At 62.8% G+C, this 21,346-nt stretch carries 14 protein-coding genes and 1 pseudogene; 7 read left to right on the top strand and 8 right to left on the bottom strand.

Translation table 11 applies throughout. The features are described from left to right. Positions 1–175: 175 nt before the first annotated feature. Both AC3WOG_RS10330 and AC3WOG_RS10335 read left to right on the top strand, forming a co-directional pair. Positions 176–445, top strand: a pseudogene (locus AC3WOG_RS10330) (SDR family oxidoreductase); the annotation flags it as partial. Between the two features lie 263 nt (positions 446–708). After that, positions 709–1,092, top strand: a complete 384-nt coding sequence (locus tag AC3WOG_RS10335) for a Fis family transcriptional regulator (RefSeq protein WP_492577890.1) — start codon at positions 709–711, stop codon at positions 1,090–1,092. Positions 1,093–1,355: 263 nt separating this feature from the next. On the opposite strand, the gene AC3WOG_RS10340 is transcribed toward AC3WOG_RS10335, so the two are convergent. The 8 genes from AC3WOG_RS10340 to AC3WOG_RS10375 all read right to left on the bottom strand — a co-directional run bounded on the left by AC3WOG_RS10340 (position 1,356) and on the right by AC3WOG_RS10375 (position 11,982). Next, positions 1,356–2,429, bottom strand: coding sequence for a porin (locus AC3WOG_RS10340; protein ID WP_492577891.1), 1,074 nt, complete (start codon positions 2,427–2,429; stop codon positions 1,356–1,358). Positions 2,430–2,785: 356 nt separating this feature from the next. Next, positions 2,786–3,853 (bottom strand): hypothetical protein, encoded by a 1,068-nt coding sequence (locus AC3WOG_RS10345; protein ID WP_492577892.1) that lies wholly within the window; start codon positions 3,851–3,853, stop codon positions 2,786–2,788. 17 nt (positions 3,854–3,870) lie between these two features. Further along, positions 3,871–5,349, bottom strand: coding sequence for a glucose-6-phosphate dehydrogenase (zwf, locus tag AC3WOG_RS10350; protein ID WP_492579767.1), 1,479 nt, complete (start codon positions 5,347–5,349; stop codon positions 3,871–3,873). Positions 5,350–5,365: 16 nt separating this feature from the next. After that, the gene (gene pgi / locus AC3WOG_RS10355; protein WP_492577893.1) at positions 5,366–6,976 is read right to left on the bottom strand and encodes a glucose-6-phosphate isomerase; all 1,611 of its coding nucleotides are present in this window, start codon (positions 6,974–6,976) and stop codon (positions 5,366–5,368) included. A gap of 30 nt (positions 6,977–7,006) precedes the next feature. Beyond that, complete coding sequence (locus AC3WOG_RS10360) at positions 7,007–7,951, bottom strand: ABC transporter substrate-binding protein (protein WP_492577894.1); 945 nt, start codon at positions 7,949–7,951, stop codon at positions 7,007–7,009. Positions 7,952–8,096: 145 nt separating this feature from the next. Then, on the bottom strand, positions 8,097–9,131 hold the full coding sequence (locus AC3WOG_RS10365; protein ID WP_492577895.1) for an ABC transporter permease subunit: 1,035 nt from the start codon (positions 9,129–9,131) through the stop codon (positions 8,097–8,099). Positions 9,132–9,191: 60 nt separating this feature from the next. After that, the gene (locus AC3WOG_RS10370) at positions 9,192–10,745 is read right to left on the bottom strand and encodes a sugar ABC transporter ATP-binding protein (protein WP_492577896.1); all 1,554 of its coding nucleotides are present in this window, start codon (positions 10,743–10,745) and stop codon (positions 9,192–9,194) included. Beyond that, positions 10,732–11,982, bottom strand: a complete 1,251-nt coding sequence (locus AC3WOG_RS10375; RefSeq protein WP_492577897.1) for an ROK family transcriptional regulator — start codon at positions 11,980–11,982, stop codon at positions 10,732–10,734. The genes AC3WOG_RS10370 and AC3WOG_RS10375 overlap by 14 nt, the downstream gene beginning before the upstream one ends. 274 nt (positions 11,983–12,256) lie before the next feature. Here AC3WOG_RS10375 and AC3WOG_RS10380 point away from each other — a divergent pair, with 274 nt between their 5' ends. From AC3WOG_RS10380 to AC3WOG_RS10400, 5 genes are all read left to right on the top strand, one after another. Then, entirely contained in the window at positions 12,257–13,366 is a 1,110-nt protein-coding gene (locus AC3WOG_RS10380) for an ABC transporter substrate-binding protein (protein ID WP_492577898.1), read from the top strand. Next, positions 13,366–15,177, top strand: a complete 1,812-nt coding sequence (locus AC3WOG_RS10385) for a histidine kinase (RefSeq protein WP_492577899.1) — start codon at positions 13,366–13,368, stop codon at positions 15,175–15,177. Before AC3WOG_RS10380 ends, AC3WOG_RS10385 begins: the two co-directional genes overlap by 1 nt. 190 nt (positions 15,178–15,367) lie before the next feature. Continuing rightward, positions 15,368–16,909, top strand: coding sequence for a methyl-accepting chemotaxis protein (locus tag AC3WOG_RS10390; protein ID WP_492577900.1), 1,542 nt, complete (start codon positions 15,368–15,370; stop codon positions 16,907–16,909). Positions 16,910–17,099: 190 nt separating this feature from the next. Then, entirely contained in the window at positions 17,100–18,233 is a 1,134-nt protein-coding gene (locus tag AC3WOG_RS10395; RefSeq protein WP_492577901.1) for an efflux RND transporter periplasmic adaptor subunit, read from the top strand. A gap of 18 nt (positions 18,234–18,251) precedes the next feature. Then, positions 18,252–21,329, top strand: coding sequence for an efflux RND transporter permease subunit (locus AC3WOG_RS10400; RefSeq protein ID WP_492577902.1), 3,078 nt, complete (start codon positions 18,252–18,254; stop codon positions 21,327–21,329). The last annotated feature ends 17 nt before the right edge of the window (positions 21,330–21,346 follow it).

Here is a 21,346-nt window from a genome sequence, read left to right on the forward strand (position 1 = left end):
CACGCCCGCCAAGTTTTCTGAATCGGTGGCGTCGACGATGATCTTACGTGTGCCGATCGCGTGTATCGGTCGGGAAAGGCGGATAGTGGAGCCGATATCACCTGAATTTTTCGTAAGGTATTCCCTACGGCCGGGATGACGGAAAGGCCTGTTTGAGGCGGGTACGGCCTCCGTTTCGGGTCTTCATGGCTTCACGATGGCGCTGGCCCAGGAGGTCGCCATGAAGGATGTGACGGTCAATACCGTATCGCCTGGCTACATCGGCACGGACATGGTGCGTGCCGTGCGTCCAGAGATACTTTCTAAAATCGTGGATAGCATTCCAGTACGCCGTTTGGGAAATCCGCAAGAAATCGCGTCAATCGTCGCATGGCTGGCTTCAGACGAGGCGGGTTTTGCCACTGGGGCTGATTTCTCGCTGAATGGCGGACTTCACATGGGTTAGCAGGAGGAGGGCGGGCCGGCGACATGAAGTACCGCCGATCTGGTGCCGCAATTCCTGGGCATAGCCTCGCGGTCACTGAAACGCGCGACCGTCCCCCAATTCGTCGCATGTTGCGATTCCCATTGCGCCGAGCGGCGAAACTGCTTGCCTTCGTGATCGATATCGCGGCCGGCGCCACCCGGTCGCGACCGTGAGCTATGAATAGAAAAACGTCCACGCGCCGCTATGTGGCATCAAAGTCAGCTACATCTCGCTCAAAGACGATGATGCTGCCGATTGCCCCCGCGAAAGCAGGCGAAATTGCGCTCAATTACTACCTGACGCTGGAAGTTTTGCGCAGCGGCGCCGCCAGTCAATACCATCTCGGCAGCATCGCGCAGGCCACGTACATGGCTTTGCTGCTGGCCCGTGCAGGACAAGGAAGCGCAAGTCCCGAACTGTTTCGCGACGCTGACCAGGCTATCCTGCATTGCCGCACGAACGGGCTCGAAACAGGTGTCTGGAAACTGAACGAGGATGCCTACGTGCTCATCGGCAAAGTTCTTGCGCTGTTTGATCAACAACTCGCTGTAGTTTCCGTCCATGAACTGGCGACGGCGAACGAAAAGTTAAAGAAGATTTTTAGCGCGAGAGAAACCCGGGGCTGAAATGAGCGAGGGATGACGCAACACGTAACATCCGCCTGTTGGCGTTATCGCGAAGAAAAACACAGTTATGCCCGGCAAGGCGATTGCCAGGCTTGTCCGACTGGCCGGTTTGCGGGACCCCATGCGCGAAGCGTGAGGTCTCTGTTCATCGGTTACGCCCAGGCGTCAGGACGATCGGCTCCTCCGTTCTCACGATGATCTGTGTTCGAACAGACACCTCGATCGAGGGAGGAGCCATGCCGCTCAGGCGTCACCCAAACGCATCAGAACGAGTGTTGAATACCGGCATAGACGCCGGACTGCGAGTGACCGGCCAACGGGTTGTCAGCGTTACCGGGCAGATTCGCTTCGAGGCTGAACGTGCCGGTCTTGCTGTTATGCACGTGCGCCACCTGGACATCGAGCAAGGTACGCTTCGACAGGTTGTAGCTGCCGCCGACCGTATAGATCGTCGCGTTGCCGCCGCCATGATTCGCGTTCACGTGATACACCGCGCCGATCAGCGCGGCTGCCGGCGTGGCCTGCCACGTCACGCCACCCCATTCCAGCTGTGTCGTCGAAGGTGTGCCGGCTGTCACACCGGACGCGTGCGACGCCTGATAGGCGGCCTGCAACTTGACTGGACCGAGGAACACGTTGGCGCCGGCAAAGTATTCGCGCGAATACTGGAAAACGTCATTCAGGCCGCCGTTGGCCGGATTACGGATTTCGTCATAAATTCCGCGCAACTGGAAGAGTGCCGCCGAATAGGTCAACTGGACGCCGGCTTCGCGTCCCTGCCCAGTCGTGCCGTTGCCGTTCCAGTTGGTCGCGTTCGACAACGCGTATTGGCCGTAAAAGTCGAATCCCCCAATTTTCGGCGACTGGTACGAAATGTTGTTGCTCGACTGCGGCCAGTTGCGACCCCGGACCAGCGACCCCGACGACCATGACGTCTGGCCGAACGGATCGAAATCCCACAACCCGTTCGAGATGAAGAGTTCACGGCCGAACAGCAATGTGCCATACGTGTCGTTCGCAAAACCGACGGTCGCCCAGCGGTTCCAGATCGAATTCGTGGCGCCGAGTTGTCCGTTCATCGTGTTGAAGGACCCTTCCAGCTGGAACACGGCCTTGGTGCCGCCGCCGAGATCTTCAGCACCCTTCAGGCCCCAGAGGCTCGTGCCCCAATCGCCGCTCTCGGCGCGCACGCGGGATGTACTACCACCGTTGCTGGATGGAATGCCGGACATGTACTCGATTCCGGCGTCGAGTCGTCCATACAGTGTCACGCTGCTCTGAGCGTGAACCGCTGTCGCAGTGGCAATAAGCGATAATGCCGTTACCAGCTTTTTCATTAACTTTCTCCAAACAATTTTATCTTTAACTACATTTAATTAACCGGTATTCGCCGGCTTCATGGACGCGGCGAGCCAGCCGGCCATCTCCGTGGCCGGTCTCTCGCCAAATGCCGGGTGCCCCGATAATCCGGTACCACGCACCCCGGCAAATAGGGAATAGCTCAATCGAGCCAGATCAAGTTTCTCTAAATGAGTAGTGCGAATTTATAGGTCTATTGAAAGATTGCGGAAATACCTGTTAATAGACCACCCACATCGTTTTATGCCTTGTTACCGCCCCTGGAAATCAGAACCGGGCTATGAGATATGGCGATCGGCTATCCAGCCACAATTGTTCAGAGAATCTGCGGTTTTCAATGGGCGAGAACCTCGAATCGATATGCGATTTCGAGAGGCTGCTCCGGATCAATCGGAACCGCGGTGGAAATTCCCCGCTCGTTGATCGGATTTGCGGCGAGCCCCGCGCGACAGCCGAGCTCAAAAGCACCTGCGATCGGCTCGATGCCGACGCAGAGATTGCGCCCATTCCATGGACTATAGGTGCGGCCGCGATTGCTGATCCACAGCAGAAGCGATGGGAGTACGGATGCGTCCCAGTTGAGCCGGTACGCGACACGTGATTCGTCGTCGGCCAGAACCACAGATCCGTCGACGCCGCAAAGCTGGATGATTTCTTCGGTGTCGTGCGCGAATGGCAGGCGATCAAAGGTCGCCGTGCCACCGGCCCGCAGGGGCACCTTGTCCAGTTCAACGAAGATCGCGCCCGGGGCGGCACGGGAGACACCTGGTTCGGGTCCCGCCGGGTGGACAATGCCGAAATCGAACGAACCCGGATCGACCCTCAGCGCACCGGCGATCGACGGCAACGCCAGGTTCGGGTGCAGGCCGATCGGACGGCGCGTCTGCCTGCGCGAGTGGATCGTCAAGGTGAAGTCGATCGCGGGACCGTTGGGGTCGGCCCGGATCATTCTGACCACACGGGCGATTGAGGAACTGACCGGATAGTCGAGCGCGATCACGATTTCATGCGCGGTTTGTCGCACGAGCATCCATTCGCCCACGCAGCCGTAGCCGTGAAGCAGATCATCGCTCGCGTCCAGCGCCGGGTCATAGTCGGCCACCGGTGTGTCGAGGCTTTGCCGCCAACTTTCCTCGACAGTTTCCGGTGCATAGGGCACGCCAAACGGAACACATGGGAATTCACTTCTCATGTGGCCGATCAGTCCCGCCTGCCCAGGGTTGTCGTCGCCGAGCCATGGCGCTTCGTAGAACGGCCGGATTTGCCTGTCATCACGCTTTAGCATGACATCCCCGAGCATCCCGCCCTTGGCATAGACGGCAAGAGAACCATGAGCCCATTCCAGGCGCCAGCTTTTATTCATATTTTGTCTTGACAGGGAATATTCGAGCGGTGTGCCCAAAGGCACGCAATCCGCACTCAGTTCTGTTCTTCCAGCCAGCAGGTGTTATGTCGCGCAAGCAGCGCACTGGCGGCGGCTGGTCCCCAGGTGCCGCAGGCGTAGGGCTTCACGGCGGAGTCGGGTTTGGCCCATGCGTCGATGATCGGTGCGACCCAGCGCCACGCCGCTTCCTGTTCGTCGCGCCGCACGAAGAGAGCAAGCCGTCCCGCGATCGCGTCGAGGAGCAGACGCTGATACGCCTCCATCCGGTCCTCCTTGAAGAACCGGTCGAACGCAAGATCAAGATAGACGCCACGCAGATTCATCCCCATGCCAGGCTGTTTCGCGAGGGCGCTGAGCCGGATCGATTCGTCCGGCTGCAAGCGGATCGTCAGTCGGTTGGAGCCCGGCCGCAAAGCCACCGCGCCCAATGCCGAATGCGGCACGGTCCGGAAATTGATGACGATTTCAGCCACGCGGCCCGCGAGACGCTTACCGGTGCGCAGAAAAAACGGCACGCCCGCCCATCGCCAGTTCTCGACCTCTGCTTTCAACGCGACGAAGGTCTCGGTCGTGCTGTCCGGCTTCACACCCGGCTCGGCATGATAGGCGGGCACCGGCGTACCCTTGATCGCGCCGGCGTGGTATTGCCCACGCACCACGTTCTCCCTGATCTCGTGCGCCTGCAGCGGTTTGAGCGCGCGCAACACGCGTAGCTTCTCGCCGCGCACCGCATCGGCATCCATCGATTGCGGGGGCTCCATGGCAACGATCGACAGCAGTTGCAAGAGGTGGTTCTGCACCATATCCCGCAGCGCGCCTGTCTGGTCGTAGAAGTTGCCGCGGCCCTCGACGCCGAGTTCCTCGGCTACCGTAATCTGGATGCTGTCGATCCATTCGCGGCGCCATAGCGGCTCGAACAGCGAGTTGCCGAAGCGCAACGCGAACAGGTTCTGTACCGCTTCCTTGCCGAGATAGTGGTCGATCCGGTAAATCTGGTCCTCGGTGAAGATTTCGCCCACCGCGTCGTTGATCGCGTTGGACGACGCCAGATCGTAACCAAGCGGCTTCTCCAGAACGATGCGTGCGCCCTCAGCAAGTCCGACGGAGGCGAGAGCACGGCAGATCGGTACGAAAAGCGACGGACCGGTCGCCAGATAGAAGATGCGTTGGCCGCGCAGCACGCCAAGCGTATCGCGCAACGATAAGAACGCTTCGGGCTCGCTGGCATCGAGCGAGACATAGCCAATGCGATCGAGAAAGCTTCGCCATGCTGCATCGTCCGTCGGTGCTCCCGGTATGTGCGGCTTGACGTGCTCGTCGACCCATTGCAGATAGCCGCTGCCATCCAGCGCCGTCTGCGCGACCGAGACGATCCTGCCGTCCGGCGCGAGCATACCGGCGCGGTGCGCGGCATAGAGTGCGGGCAGGATCTTGCGCATCGCGAGGTCGCCGGTTCCGCCAAACAGCACGAAGGCGAATCCGCCAGCGTTCACCGGGCCGGTGGAGTTTTTCATCATGAGATGGATTGGCTCAGTTTGTCGATTCTGCACGCGCGTTGCGCCGCGCCTTGAAACGGTCGATCAGGACGTTGGTGGATCCGTCATGCGTACCTGTCATGTCGGGCTGGGTGATTTCACCCTCGATGGCCACCGCGAGCCGCTTGCCGAGTTCCACGCCCCACTGGTCGAACGAGTTGATGTTCCAGATCACGCCTTGTACGAACACCTTGTGCTCGTAGAGAGCGAGCAGGGCGCCCAGCGACGTGGGGTCGAGCTTATCGAGGCAGATCGTGTTGGTCGGACGGTTGCCGTCGAAGCTCCGGTGGGGCGCGTCTTCGGCATGCGAGCCGTTCATCAGCGCTTCGGTCTGCGCAAAGCAGTTGGCGAGCAGGGCTTCGTGGTGAGCGTCCAGCACATGATGCGGCTGCATGCATACAATGAAGTCAGCCGGAATCAGTGCGCTGCCCTGATGCAGCAACTGGAAGAACGCGTGCTGGCCGTTGGTTCCGGGTTCGCCCCAGATCACCGGTCCGGTCGCATAGTCGACGCGTTCGCCGCAAAGCGTGACCGACTTGCCGTTGCTTTCCATGTCGAGCTGCTGCAGATACGCTGGCAGGCGGTGCAGATACCGGTCATACGGAGCGATCAGGTGACTTGCCGCTCCGAAGAAGTTCGTGTGCCAGATTCCGATCAGCGCGAGCAGCACAGGCAAGTTCTGTTCGAGCGGCGCCTCGGCAAAATGCCGGTCCATCGCATGCGCGCCGGCCAATAGCGCTTCGAACCTATCCATGCCGACATACAGCGCAATCGGGAGCCCAATGGCGGACCACAGTGAGTATCGACCGCCGACCCAGTCCCAGAATTCGAACATGTTCGCTGGATCGATGCCGAATGCCGCGACCGCCTCCCCGTTGGTCGACACGGCCACGAAGTGCTTCGCGATGGCCGCTTCGGCTGCGCCGCCGCGCAGGAACCAGGCGCGCGCGGTATGGGCGTTGAGCAGCGTTTCCCGCGTGGTGAAGGTCTTCGACGCGATGACGAAGAGCGTCGTTTCAGGATCGACGGCTTGCAGCACCTCGGCCATGTCCGCGCCATCGACATTGGACACGAAGTGCATCGTCAGCGCCTTGCGGCCATACGGCTTCAAGGCTTCGCAGACCATGTGCGGGCCCAGGTCCGAGCCGCCGATGCCGACGTTGACCACGTCGGTGATCGCGCGCCCGGTATGCCCACGCCAGGCGCCCTCGCGCACGGCATCGGTAAAGCGCCGGATTTTTGCAAGGACGCCGGACACGTTGGGGATGACGTTCTCACCGTCGACCAGAATCGCCGTGCCGCTGCGCTCGCGCAATGCAACGTGCAGCACGGGGCGATCCTCGGTGACATTGATCCGCTCGCCCGCAAACATGGCGCGCCGCCGCTCCTCCACGCCGGCCTGACGCGCGAGCGCGGCGAGCAGGGCGATGGTGTCGTCGTTGATCAGGTTCTTCGAGTAGTCGACGTACACGCCGGCGGCTTCCCGTGAGAACCGCTCGACACGTTCGCGATCCTGCGCGAACAACTCGCGTATCGACGTGCTTGCGAGGCTGTCGCGATGCGCGGCGAGCGCCTGCCAGGCGGGTGACTGAGTGAGATTTGACATGTTGGCTGGGCGAGTGGTGGCGATGGTGCTTTAGCGGGGTGCGGACCAGCCCTTGTAGCTGCCCACGCTGTCACGCGTGACGAGCGTCGACGGCAACAGGGTCATCGGGTTGGCAAGCTGTTTGCCATTCATGATCCCGTAGCCGATGTCCACTGCCGTTTGCGCCATCGCCCACGGATCCTGACTGGCGGAAGCCTGCACGAGGGTATCGCTCTTGAGGGCCGTCTCGATGTCCGGCGCGCCATCGACCGAGGTGATCACGATGTTCTTGCGTTGCAGCTGTTTGGCTGCAAGATCGCTGCCCACGGCCTGCGGGTCGTTGATCGTGAAGACTGCGTCGACTTTCGGGAATCGCGTCAGGTAGCCCTGCATCGCATTCATGCCGCCTTCACGCGAGCCCTTCGCGTCCTGGTCGTCCGACAGAATCTTGATGCCGGGCTCCTTGGCGAGCACGGACTTGCAACCCTTCACGCGATCCACGACAGCCGACACGGGCGGCCCGTTCTCGATGATGACGTTGCCGCGCCCGTTGAGCTTTTTGGCGATATAGCCGCATGAAAGTTCGCCGGCCTGGACATTGTTGGTCTGCACCGTGGCGTTCGCGCCAGCAGCGGCCACATCGACTGCGACCACGACGATGCCGGCTGCCTCGGCCTTCTTCACTGCGGGCTCGATCGCTTTCGGGTCCGCTGCGTTCAGCAGGATCATGTCGACGTGAGCGGAGATGAAGTTGTCGATCTGCGTGAACTGCTTGTTCAGGTCATAGTCGGCGGACACCGCTGTGACTTTGGCATTCGGGTTGATCTGCTTCGCCTTCGCTTCTGCGCCCTTGACGATCGTGACGAAGTACGGATTGCCGAGCGAGCCGACGGTAACCCCGATCGACTTGAGTGGCTTGTCGGCCGCCTGTGCCGCCGTCATGGCGAAACCGAGCCCCAGGGCGATGCTGGCCAGTACGGCTTTCTGCTTGAACATTTTCGTTGTCTCCAGGTTGGTCCGTGGTGTTGTCGGGCGCAAGCGGACCAGCTTGCGCCTGTACGCCGTCAAGGCGAGGGGAATACGTGCTTGCCGGGATATGGCAGATGCGGGCAGATGCGGGCAGGTGCGGGCAGGTGCGCCTTCAGGTACGGGCGGATCCGCGCTGGCGATAGCGGTCGAGCGCCACGGCACCGATGATCACCAACCCCTTGATGATGTATTGCCAGATATCCGACACGCCGAGCAGCACGAGGCCGTTGGTCAGTACCGCAATGATCAGCGCGCCGATCAAGGTGCCGACGATCGATCCGACGCCGCCGACAAAGCTGGTGCCACCGAGAATCACTGCAGCGATGGCATCCAGCTCGTAGGACTGCCCCATCTGCAGGCCATTGGCGGCATACAGGCGGGCCGCCGACATCACCGCGCCCAGTCCGGCCAGCAAACCGGACATCGCGTAGACGAACATCTCGATACCCCAGACCTTGATGCCCGACAGGCGCGCGGCCTCAGGATTGCCGCCGACCGAATAGATGCGCAGCCCGAGGACGGTGCGGCGCAGGATGAACCAGGACATCGCGACCACGGCGACGGCGATTATCACCAGCCACGGGACGCCGAAAACCGAGCCATTGCCGATGAATGCAAACGGCAGTTGAGGATTGAAGACGGTCGTGTCGCTGCCCAGAAGCCGGGCGACGCCACGCACTGCAGTCAACGCGCCGAGCGTGACGATGAACGGCGGCAGCCGGAAAAGAGCAATCAGTCCGCCGTTGATGGCGCCGAACCCGAGCCCGACGAGCAGCGCGACCGGGACGCCGAGCCAGCCCCAGTGAGGGATGTTCGACGCGAGCATCGCCGCGACCGCCGCAGCGGCCAGCACCGACCCCACTGACAGGTCGATGCCGCCGGTCAGAATGACGAAGGTCATGCCAGCGGCGAGCACGATATTGATCGACGCCTGCTGCGTGACGATCGACAGGTTCTGCAGGCTGAAAAAGTTGTCTGTCATCACGCCGAAGCCGATGCAGAGTAGCAGCAGAACGGGCAGCATGCCCGCGGTACGCATCAGCGTCTGCACCTGTTCCCGGCGACCGCCAAGGGGTGATTGCGGCACCGGCCTATGCGTCGGATCGACCGGCGCGGCAACGCCTTGTTGCGTGGTTGAATTTGGCATATCGTTCTCCTAAATACATGTCAAGCTGTTGTTGGGCGCGCCGTGCTTCCGGCTGACTCACTACGCCGCCTCGTCCAGTGCGGGCCGCGAGCCCGTGGCCAGTTCGATGATGGCTTCCTGACTGATCGGCTTGTCGGTATGTCCGCCAAGCTCGCCTGCTATCTCGCCTTCGCGCATCACCAGCACGCGGTCGGCCACACCGATGATCTCGGGCAATTCGCTCGATATGACAATGATGCCGACGCCGGACTTGGCCAGTTCGTTGATGATGCGGTAGATCTCCGATTTCGCGCCGATATCGACGCCGCGGGTCGGCTCGTCGAGGATGAGAACGCGCGGACGGGTCTCCAGTAGACGCGACAGCAGCACCTTCTGCTGGTTGCCGCCCGAAAGAGCGCCGACATTGACCTTCGGGTGCGCGACCCGGATCGACAGTGAGCGAATGGCGTCCCGCGCCCGCTCCGCGCCCCGCGCGAGGTTCAGGACACCCAGCCGCGCATCGCGTCCGCATACGGACACATTGATGTTGTCCCGCACACTCATGTCGAGAAAGAGGCCTTGCCGCTTGCGATCTTCCGTCAGATAAACGAGGCCTGCGTCGATCGCATTGCGCGGCGTGCGCAGTGCAAGCGTGTGCCCGTCGATGGCCACTTCGCCGCGCACGCGCGGCTCGGCGCCGAAGATCAATCTCGCCATCTCGGTGCGCCCGGCACCCACGAGCCCTGCGATGCCGAGGACCTCCCCTGCGTGAAGCTCGAAGCTGCAGCCGCGCACGCGGCGATCATCGGCGATATCGCGCACCGACAGCACGGACTTGCCTGGATCGTAGGGCGCATGCTGCTTCCTGTAGAAGCCGGAAATGTCGCGGCCGACCATCATCTTCACGAGGCTCTCTGCGGAGAGTTCGTCGCGCCCGAGCGTGCCGACGTACGAACCGTCGCGCAGCACCGAAACGCGATCGGAGAGTTCGTAGATTTCGGCCATGCGATGGCTGATATAGATGATCGCAAGGCCTTCTGCGCGCAACTGGCGAATCAGGTGGAAGAGGCGTTCCGTCTCACGCGACGACAACGGCGTGGTGGGCTCGTCCATCACGAGAATACGTGCACGCGTGTGGACGGCCCGTGCAATTTCCACGAGTTGCTGCTCGGCGATCGACAGCTCGCCCACGCGCGTTTGCGGCCGGAAGCTCGCGCCCAGACGGGTGAGCACCTCTTCGCAGTCTCGTTCCATCGCCGCACGATCGACGAGGCCCCAGCGGCGGCCGCCCTTGCGCAGTTCGCGCCCGGCATGGATGTTTTCGGCGACTGTCAGGTTGGGCGCAAGACTCAACTCCTGGTAGATCACCGCGATCCCCAGTTCTCTCGCTGCAAGCGGTCCGTCGATGACCGCGGCTTTGCCGTCGACGAGGATTTCTCCGCCGGGATCGGCCTGGTAGGCGCCGGAAAGGATCTTCATCAGCGTGGACTTTCCGGCGCCGTTTTCGCCCATCAACGCATGCACTTCGCCGGCCTGAACCGATAGACGCACGTTGTCGAGCGCGCGGACACCCGGAAAGGTCTTGCTGATGCCGCGCATCTCCAGCAGGGCGGGAGTGGTTTCAGAACGGGGCATGATTCACCTCCTGCAATTCGGCGCCGGCACCCTTGAGAATTCCTGTGCGCGGCGAGAAATTAAAAAACATAGGCAACGTCGCGGCGCCGATCGCGCCGGCATCCGAGCCGAACGTGCCGCGCATGAGTTCCGGCGTGCCGCGGGCTTCCGGTGCGCCCAGCGCGAGAGCCGTGCTCAGGCGTTTCATCAGCGCGTCGATCAGCCCGGCGTCCACGTCGGCGTCGAGGACGACCATCGGAACGTCGAGCACACACAGCATCGCGCGCAGGGCGGGGGCGAGCGCCTCGACGCAATCGTCCAGCCATTCGTCGAAGGCCGGCGGACGGCGGGCAATGCAGGCTTCGAGATCGGCGCGTGTCTCGACCGACTCGCCGCAATAGCGCAGATGTCGTGCGAGCGCGTTGAGGGACGCGCGCGCAAGCAGGATGTCCGATTGTCCGGCCGGCTGAGGGGCCGATGGCAAACGGCTGGGCGGAACCGGCATGACGCCGATATCGCCCGCATTACCGCTCACGCCGCGCAGGCAGTCGCCGTCGACGGCGATACCGCCGCCGATCGCAGGCCCGAGAAACAGATAGATGAAATCGTCCGATTGGCGCCCGCAGCCGTAGAACAGCTCGGCAATAGCAGCGGCATTGCCGTCGTTTTCGCTGAATACAGGCAGGGCCAAGGCACAACCAAGTTCGCTGGCGAAGTCGAATTCATCCCAGGCGCAGAACGTCTGCAACGGCAGCCCAAGTTCGCGCAGCCAGCTCCCGAGATTGAACGGTTGCGCGACGCCGACGCCGGCCAGCCGTGCGCGTTCATGTGAAGAGAGGCGTTGCAGTATGGCTTGGATGTCGCTCGTCACAATCTCCAGCACCTTGCGAGGGTGGGGCAGGACCCTATCGTGGCCGCTGCGGGCCAGCACCTCGCCTGCAAAATTCACCAGCACCGTTTCGATGCTGGTCCGGTCGAGCCGCACGCCGATGCCGAAGGCGCCGCCTGGCGCCAGGCGGATCAGGGAAGCGGGCTGGCCGCGCTTGCCTTCGACGCGGCGGCCGGTAAATTCGATCAGCCCGGCGTTGTCCAATGTCGCGACGATGGTGCCCACCGCTGTGCCGGTCAGGTTCGCCTGGCGAGCCAGATCGGCCTTCGATGCCGGCTGCGTGCGCCGCAGCGCCTGCAGCAGCAGGCGCTCGTTGTAACGACGTACGTTAGCCGAATTGCTGCCGCGGCCGACATGGGGATGCCTCACGAATCTCCTCCAGACCGGGTGTCACCCCGGGTGATTAATTAAATCAAGTGGATTTATTTAATCACCCGACAGGGTGTGACGGGAATAAGGGTTTGCACGAAGCGAAAGGCAGAATGGGACGGAGCGCGTCGAGGGCACACATGCTCGGCGATTTCTCCAGGTGAATATTGTTAACCCCGGAGTGGCACGTAGAATAAGGGCGGGCGTGTCCGCCGCGTAACCGTGATCCCCGCACGACGAGCGCCCTCCTGGCGGTATCTGAGTGGATCGTCTTATGAATCGCAGAAAAGCATTGCTCGCCTGCGCGAATGCCGGCCTGCTGTGCATGACGCGTCCCACTTTCGCATCGAGATCGTCGCCTCGTGTGGTATTCCTCAACCCGGGCGAGGCCGTCGAACGTGACACCGGGCAGCATTGGCAACTGGTCGCCCAATTCATGGCCGTCGCGGCGAAGACCTTCGATATGCGACTGGAGGTCCTTTACGCGGAGCGTGACCACCTGTTGATGCTGCGTCAGGCCGAGGAAGTCGCGCTGCGTCCGGATGCGCCAGACTATGTCGTGATCGTCAACGAAAAGATGACCGCGCAGCAGATGCTGAAGACGTTGGCGCGTTCACCCGCAAAGGTCCTGCTCATCCATAACGATCTCACGCCCGGACAGCGGCACGAGCTCGGCAACGAGCGGCAGCAGATCCAGAACTGGATTGGAACAGTGACGGCAAACGCCGCGCGCGGTGGATACCGTTTGATGGAATATCTGTATCGACGGCTTGGCCAGGGCGGGGCGAAGGTGATCGGCATTACGGGCGACCCCAAAACGCCCGTCTCACAGGAGCGTGCGGCCGGCGTCGACGCATTCATCTCCCGGGCGCCGAACGCGCGCACCTGTCAACTGGTGTTTAGCGACTGGAGCTACGCCGACAGTAATCAAAAGGCGCGTGTGCTGCTTGCCCGGTATCCGGACGCGAATGTGATCTGGGCCGCCAATGACACGATGACACTCGGGGCGCTGAATGCGGTCAAGGCGCGCAACGCTCATGTCCTGGTTGGGGGAGTGGGAGCCCTGGAAGAGGCGCTGGCTAATGTGGCCGACGGCAGTCTGGCGGCCATGGTGGCGGGCGACTATTTCATCGGCGCCTGGGCCATGGTCATGCTGCACGACTACCATTGCGGCAAAGACTTTGCCGCTTCCGGCGGTGTTTGCCAGAAGCTCGACTACCTGAGCGTCATCCATCATGACAACGTCGCTCGATACAATGAGGCGGTTTTCGGGCGCGGCCATATGCTCGACTTCGGTCCGTACTCGAAATACCTGTATCCGCGTCCCGGCCCATACGACTTCAGCATGGAACAGCTCCTGAACACCACGTCGAAGGTTTCCTGATGCGTTTGTCTCCGCGGCTTGCGCGCTCGCTCAGTTTGCACACCAAGCTGATGCTCGCCCTCGTCGTGCTCGTCGCGCTGGTAGCCGGCACCTCCGCGTACAGTCTGGTCGAACACGAGCGGGAGCGCCGGCTTGTCGAATTGGAGGACCGCGCCACGCGGATTGCCGATCTGTTCAGCCACTCACTGGCGCAACCGCTGTGGAACGTCGATCGTGATGCAATCGACAGCCAGCTTGCCGCGCTTGCGCCCAATCCAGAGGTTGCGGAATTTACGGTTACAGCGGCGAACTACGGCACGGTGTCCTCCGTAAAGGGCTCGCTTCATATGGACCCCGCGGACAGCGTGGTACGCGTCAGGGCGATTGAATATGACCCGCCCGGTGCGGCGCCGCGGGAAAAGATCGGTGAGGTCCGCGTCGTGCTGACGAAGTCGGTCGCCGAGCGGGCGATCAGCAGCGCTCGCCGGGCCATTTTCGCGACGATGGCGATGGTTGTTGCCGCACTCTATGCCGCGACTTTCATCCTGCTCAAGCGGATGGTGCGCAGCCCGATCAATCGCCTGGAAGAAATGGTCGACCGGATCGCCGGCGGCGATCTTGACGCACGCTGCGCGCCGGAATCTGGCGATGAGCTTGGGCGGCTTGCGACGCGCGTGAATGTCATGGCGGACCGGCTCCGCGAATCGACGGCGTGCCTGCGCGAGAGCGAAAGAAAGTACCGCAGTATCGTAGAGAATTCGCTCGAAGGGATCTTTTTGCTGGATCGCGGCGGGCGGCTTAACGAGGCCAACGCGGCAATGGCGCACCTGCTCGGGTACGGCACGGCGGCCGACCTGATCGAGGCATGGACAAACGATCCGGGCCGACGGCCGTTTTCGCCGGCGCAAACGGAGCACCTGTTCGACATCCTGAGCGCGCGCGGCGAAATCGCCGGCCTCGAGCTGCAGTTACACCGGTTGGACGGCAAACCGATCTGGGCTCAATTGAACGCACGTGGCGTGGCCGACGATGGCGCCCCGCAGTGCCTTGAAGGTCTGCTGACCGATATGACCGTCCGTAAGCACGCAGAGGAGGACCTGCGCCGCCATCGTGACCAGCTCGAACTGGAAGTCGGGGAGCGCAAACGCACCGAGCTCGAACTGCTGGCTTCGCGCGAGCAGCTGCGCCAACTGTCCGCGCATCTGGAGGCTGTCCGCGAGGAGGAGAGAAAGCGCATTGCAATGGAAATCCATGATGAACTCGGCCAGTTGCTGACCGCGCTGAAAATGGATGTGTCGTTGCTGAAGATGCACCTGGCCGGCAATTCAGTTGCAATACGAAAGGCGGATGAGATGCGCGAGCTGGTCGAGAAGACCATCCAGATCGTGCGCCACGTGGCGAGCCACTTGCGGCCCGCTGCGCTGAATTTCGGTCTTGCGTCGGCGCTGGAATGGCTCGCCGAGGACTTCTCCAGACATACGCAGATCCCCTGTCATTTCCATATGAAGGGTGCGGAACCCAGCTTCACCGATCCACGCGCAACAGCGATATTCCGTATCGTGCAGGAGTCGCTGACCAATGTGGCCCGCCATGCTGGCGCGTCGCGCGTCGACGTGATGCTGGTCGGCACCGAAGCGGGCTTCGAGTTGAGTATCTGCGACGACGGACGAGGTTTCGATATCGCTGCTGCGCGCGCCGGCTACTCGTACGGCTTGCAGGGAATGGCCGAACGCGCCCGCTTGATCGATGCCCGCCTGCATATCCAGAGCGAGCGGGATGCCGGGTCGGTCGTGCGCCTTTGCGTTCAGGACGATTCCGTCACCTCTGAGTAACCGGCGCTCGCCGGCGGCGGCCGGTTCATCGATCCCCAACTTGTGGATGCGATCGTCGTCGAGACGCATTCTGTCCCTCATGTCACAGAAACGCAGATGACAAAGGGTTTATCCTGGGTCAAGAGGCTTGAAGAAGCATGTCTCGAATGCCGTTAAATGTACCAGATGGTTAACGAATCGAGGCATTCGCATGAAATTGTCCACCAAGTTGCTGGCTCTGGTCGTCGCGGCCTTGCTCGGCGTTGTACTCGTCGCAGCAACCGCCGTTCAGACTGTACGCAGCTCGCTCGTCGACAGTCGGCGGGAGCAGATCGTTATTCTTCTGACGAAGGCCGAGCATCTTGTCAATCACTACCGCGACCTGCAGTCGCGCGGCGTGCTGACGCGCGACCAGGCCCAACAGGCAGCCAAAGACGTAGTCTCCCAGCTCAACGCGAACACGAAAAGCTACTACTGGGTCACCACGGCCGACGGCGTGAATCTGGTCCACCCGAATGCCCTGTTCATCGGGACCAGGGCTAAGGGCAACAAAACCACGACAGGGTTGACCGACAGCGAGGCTTACCGTGAGGGCATGGCGGCTTCGCATATTGCGCTCGTCGACGTACTCGTGAAGCGCACGCCGGATGCAGACCCGGAGCCGAAGTTGCAGGGCGTGGTTGCGATACCCGATTGGGACTGGTGGATCGGCACCGGTTTTTTCTATGACGACATCAACGCAGCGTTCATGAAGCTCGTCATCGTTCTGGGTTCCATTGCAGCCGTCATCTTCACCGCGGTTGGCGCGATCGCATGGGCCGCGACGCGCGGCGTGAAGAGGGCGCTCGGCGGGGAGCCTGCCTATGCGACCCATATCGCCACGCAAATCGCGGGCGGCAATCTGGCCATCGAGGTTGAAGTGGGACGGGCGTTACCGGGCAGCCTGCTATACGTGCTGAACGACATGAAGTCGAAGCTCGCGGCCATCGTGTCCGAGATTCAGTCGGCGAGTCATTCGATCGCGACGGGTTCAGGCGAAATCGCGCAAGGCAACCTCGATCTGTCCCAACGCACTGAGGAGCAGGCAGCGTCATTGCAGGAAACGGCCGCCAGCATGGAGCAGATTACGGCGACCGTTAAGCAGAACGCGGACAATGCAAGACAGGCGAACGGGCTCGCCAATGCCGCGACCGAGGCCACGGCGCGTGGGGGTTCCGCGGTGCAGGAAGTCGTCGGGACAATGAAGCAGATCGAGAGCGAGTCGAAAAAAATCGCCGAGATCACCTCGGTTATCGAAGCCATTGCCTTTCAAACCAACATCCTTGCGCTCAATGCCGCTGTCGAGGCAGCGCGGGCAGGCGAGGACGGGCGCGGTTTTGCTGTCGTGGCAGGCGAGGTCCGCGCCCTTGCGCAACGCAGCGCCGCAGCCGCGAAAGACATCAAGAGCCTGATCCAGGCGTCGGTGGCCAATGTCAGCGGCGGCACCCGGCTGGTCGAGGTAGCAGGTGGCCGGATGGCCGAGATCGAGCAGTCGATTCGCCGGGTAACCGACATCATGGGCGAGATTTCCTCCGCGTCGGAAGAGCAGAGCACGGGCATTGAGCAGGTCAGCCGGGCGGTGTCGCAGATGGATGAAGTGACGCAGCAGAATGCTGCACTGGTGGAGCAGGCGGCCGCTGCTGCGGCGTCGCTCGACGAACAGGCAGGGCGCCTGCGTTCTGTGGTGGCGGTATTTCGGGTGGCCGGACAATAAGTTGCCGTCATCAGATGCATGACAGCTGGTGTACGGGCTCGCGACGACTTTCCGGCTGAAAGCGATGCGTCGGTAATGCTTGCATACAAATCCATAACAACAGTAAAAATCAAAAAGGGGCATCCTATTGACGAATAGGCGGCCGGTGCGCGCGCCCGCTGCCTTCTCGTTCGTTTGCGAAGGAGTTCCTTTGGAACACGCACGTGCCAACAGGAATTCGCGGGCCTTGGCGGCGCTTGGCGTCGTTGCGGCGCTCGTCCTCGCTGCCGCCGCGACTCGCTATTTCTACGCTGCATCGCACAAAGCGAATCCGCCTCCCCAGGCGACGCCCGTCGCCGTGGTCGCCGTCAAGCTGGCCGACGTGCCAGTCTATATCGATGCGCTCGCGACCGTCGTGCCGACACGCTCGATCACGGTGGTCACGCAGGTCAACGGCATTCTCAGCTCCGTCGATTTCGTCGAGGGGCAGCACGTGCGCAAAGGCCAGGTGATCGCGCGGATCGACTCTCGCGCGCTCCAGGCGCAGCTCGAGCAGGCGCGGGGCATACTCGTTCACGACCGCGCGGCGCTCGCGAATGCGAAGCTCGATCTGGCGCGCTACCGCATGCTTATCAAGGCCGGTTCGATCACACAGCAAACGCTCGACACGCAGGAAGCGACGGTCAAGCAGGACGAGGGCACCGTGCAGTCGGACGCCGGCAACGTTGCCAATCTCGAAGTGCAGGTGGGCTACTGCACGATCGCTTCGTCTGTGGACGGCGTAGTGGGGCTGCGGCTCGTCGATCCGGGCAACTATGTGACGACGTCGATGACGACGGGCATCGCCGTCATCACCGAGCTCGAGCCCGCCACGATCGTCTATGCGGTGTCCGAGGATTATCTCGGCGAGATTCATCAGGCGATGGGGCGCGGCACGGTGCCGGTGTACGCGTACGACCGCAACAAGAAGCTGCTGCTCGCGAAGGGCAGGCTCCTCGCCCTCGACAACCAGGTCGATACGGCCACGGGCACGGTCAAGGTGAAGGCGATCTTCGCGCACGCGGGCGACTCGCTGTTCCCGAATCAGTTCGTCAACGCGCGCATGCAGGCCGACACGCTGGCCCAGGTTCCGGTCGTGCCGACCACCGCCATCCAGCACGGCAGCACGGGCGACTTCGTGTTCGTAGTCGGCGCGGGCAACAAGGTGGCGCTGCGCAGCGTGAAGGCCGGGCCGCAAAGCGGCGACAACACGGCGATTCTCGCGGGCGGGCTGCAAGCGGGGGAGCGCGTCGTGACCGACGGTGCCGACAAGCTCGATAACGGCTCTCTCGTGGTAGTGCATTAGCTCAAAACGAGGCACCGGGTGAACATCTCGCGCCCCTTCATCGAACGGCCGATCGCCACGACGCTCCTGATGGCGGCCGTGCTCCTCGTCGGGCTGCTCGCGTATCACCTGCTGCCGGTGTCGGCGCTGCCGCAAGTCGACTATCCGACGATCCAGGTCTACACGCAGTACCCCGGCGCGAGTCCCGACGTCATCAGTTCGTCGATCACGTCGCCGCTCGAACGCCAGTTCGGCGAAATGCCGGGCTTGAAGACGATGTCGTCGACGAGTTCGAACGGCGCGTCCGTCGTGACGCTCGAGTTCGATCTCGCGCTCTCGCTCGATATCGCCGAGCAGGAGGTGCAGGCCGCGATCAACGCGGCGGCCAGCTTCCTGCCGGCGAACCTGCCGTATCCGCCCGTCTACAGCAAGGTCAATCCCGCCGACGCACCCGTGCTGACGCTCTCGCTCACGTCGGATCTGCTGCCGCTCACGCGCATCGAGGATCTCGCCGACACGCGCGTCGCGCAGAAGATCTCGCAGGTGTCGGGCGTCGGCCTCGTGACGATCGCCGGCGGCCAGCGCCCGGCCGTGCGGATCGAGACGAACGACGCGGCCCTCAACGCGCTCGGCATGTCGCTCGACGACGTCCGCACGGCGCTCGGCAACGCCAACGTCAACCAGGCGAAAGGCAACCTCGACGGCACCTATCTCGCCTATTCGATCGGCGCGAACGACCAGCTGCGCGCCGCCGGCGAGTACCGCGACCTCGTGATCGCCTACAGGAACGGTGCGCCAGTCCGCCTCGCGCAGATCGCGAAGTCGATCGAAGGTCCGGAAAACCCGCAGCAGGCCGCATGGACCGGCACGGCGCCTTCGATCCTTCTGAACATTCAGCGGCAGCCGGGCGCCAACGTGATCGACGTCGTCGAGCGCATTCAGACGCTGCTGCCGCAATTGCGGGCGTCGCTGCCCGGCACGCTGCGCGTCGAGGTCCTGACCGACCGCACGCAGACGATCCGCGCCTCCGTGCGCGATGTCCAGTACGAACTGGCGACGGCCGTCGCGCTCGTCGTGACCGTCATCTTCATCTTCCTGCGCAACGTGCCGGCCACCGTGATTCCGGCCGTGACGGTGCCGCTCTCGCTGATCGGCACGCTCGCGCTTGCCTATGCGTTCGGCTTCTCGCTGAACAACCTCACGCTGATGTCGCTGACGGTGGCGACGGGCTTCATCGTCGACGATGCTATCGTCATGATCGAGAACATCGCGCGCCACATCGAGGGCGGCGCGCGCCGCCTCGACGCCGCGCTGCGGGGCGCGAAGCAGATCGGCTTCACGATCGTGTCGCTGTCGGTCGCGCTGATCGCTGTGCTGATTCCGCTGCTCTTCATGGGCGATGTCGTCGGGCGGCTCTTTCGCGAGTTCGCGATGACGCTCGCCGTCGCGATCGTCATCTCGGCGCTGATCTCGCTCTCGCTCACGCCGATGATGTGCTCGCGCATGCTCACGGAGCACAAAGGCGCGCAGCGCGTCGACTTCTTCGACCGCGTCAACCGCCGCTATCTGCGCGCGCTCGACTGGGTGCTCGAGCACCGCGGCCTCACGCTGCTCTCGGTCCTCCTCACCGCGGCGCTCACGTTCCTCTGTCTCTACGTGATGCCGAAAGGCTTTTTCCCGGAGCAGGACACGGGGCTTGTCGAAGGGATTTCACAGGCCGCGCCGACGATCTCGTTCTCAAGCATGGTCGACAAGCAGCAGCAACTCGTCGCGCGCATCCTGAAGGACCCGGCCGTGGCGAGCCTGTCGTCGTTCGTCGGGATCGACCAGACGAGCCCGACGATCAACCAGGGGACGATCCTCATCAATCTGAAGGACAAGGGCGAGCGCGACAGCAGCGCTGCGGTGATCCGGCGCCTTGCCGATCTCAACGCCGACACGGCGGGCATGCGTCTCTATCTGCATCCCGTGCAGGACCTGACGCTCGACGACAGGATTTCCACGACGACCTATCGCTTCGGCCTCGTGTCGGTCGACCCCGCCGTCGTAGGCGTCTGGGCCGCCCGGCTCGTCGCCGCGCTGAAGGCGGACCCGGCGTTCGCCGACGTCCAGAGCCAGGCGCTGCAGCAGGGCAACCAGATCCTGTTGACGTTCGACCGCGCGACGGCCTCCCGCCTCGGCATCACACCGCAACAGATCGACGACGTGCTCTACGACGCGTTCGGCGGCCGCCAGGTCTCGACGATCTACACGCAGCTGAACCAGTACCACGTCGTCCTGTCCGCCGACAAGGATGCGAGCGACTTGTCGAATCTGCTCGCCGGCCTGTACGTGAACACGCCGGCCGCGGGCGTCGCGCCGCTCGCGGCGATGGCGACGATGAAGATCGTGCCGGCGCCCGTCACGATCAATCGGCAAGGGCAGTTTCCGTATGCCGACATCTCGTTCAACCTCGCGCCCGGCTACACGCTCGGCGCGGCCGTCGCCCGCTTGCGCGACATCGAAGCGCGCCTCGACTTGCCTGCCGCGGTGCTGGTGCGCCTCGAAGGCGCCGCGGCGACGTTCCAGGCGTCGCTCGGCAACGAGGCGTTTCTCGTGGCGGCCGCGATCGTCGTCGTCTACCTGATGCTCGGCATCCTCTACGAGAGCTTCATCCACCCCGTGACGATTCTCTCGACGCTGCCGTCGGCCGCGTTCGGCGCGCTGCTCGCGCTCCTCATCGCCGGCACGCAGTTCGACATCATCGGCCTGATCGGCATCGTGCTCCTGATCGGCATCGTGATGAAGAACGCGATCATGATGATCGACTTCGCGCTCGAGCTGGAGAGGAGCGAACGGCTCGCTGCCGCCGAGGCGATCCGGCGTGCGGCCGAGCTGCGCTTCCGGCCGATCCTGATGACGACGATGGCCTCGATGTTCAGCGCGATGCCGCTCGCGTTCGGCATGGGGATGGGCTCCGAGCTGCGGCATCCGCTCGGCATCGCGATCATCGGCGGCCTCGTCGTCAGCCAGTTGCTCACGCTGTTCTCCACGCCGGTGATCTATCTGGCGATGCATCGCGTCGAGGCGTTCATCGTGGGTCGTATCGAGGCGCCGCGCGGGGAGGAAGAATCATGAGCCCCCACGCTCAAGTT

It is taken from the genome of Paraburkholderia sp. FW306-02-B (assembly GCF_058782725.1).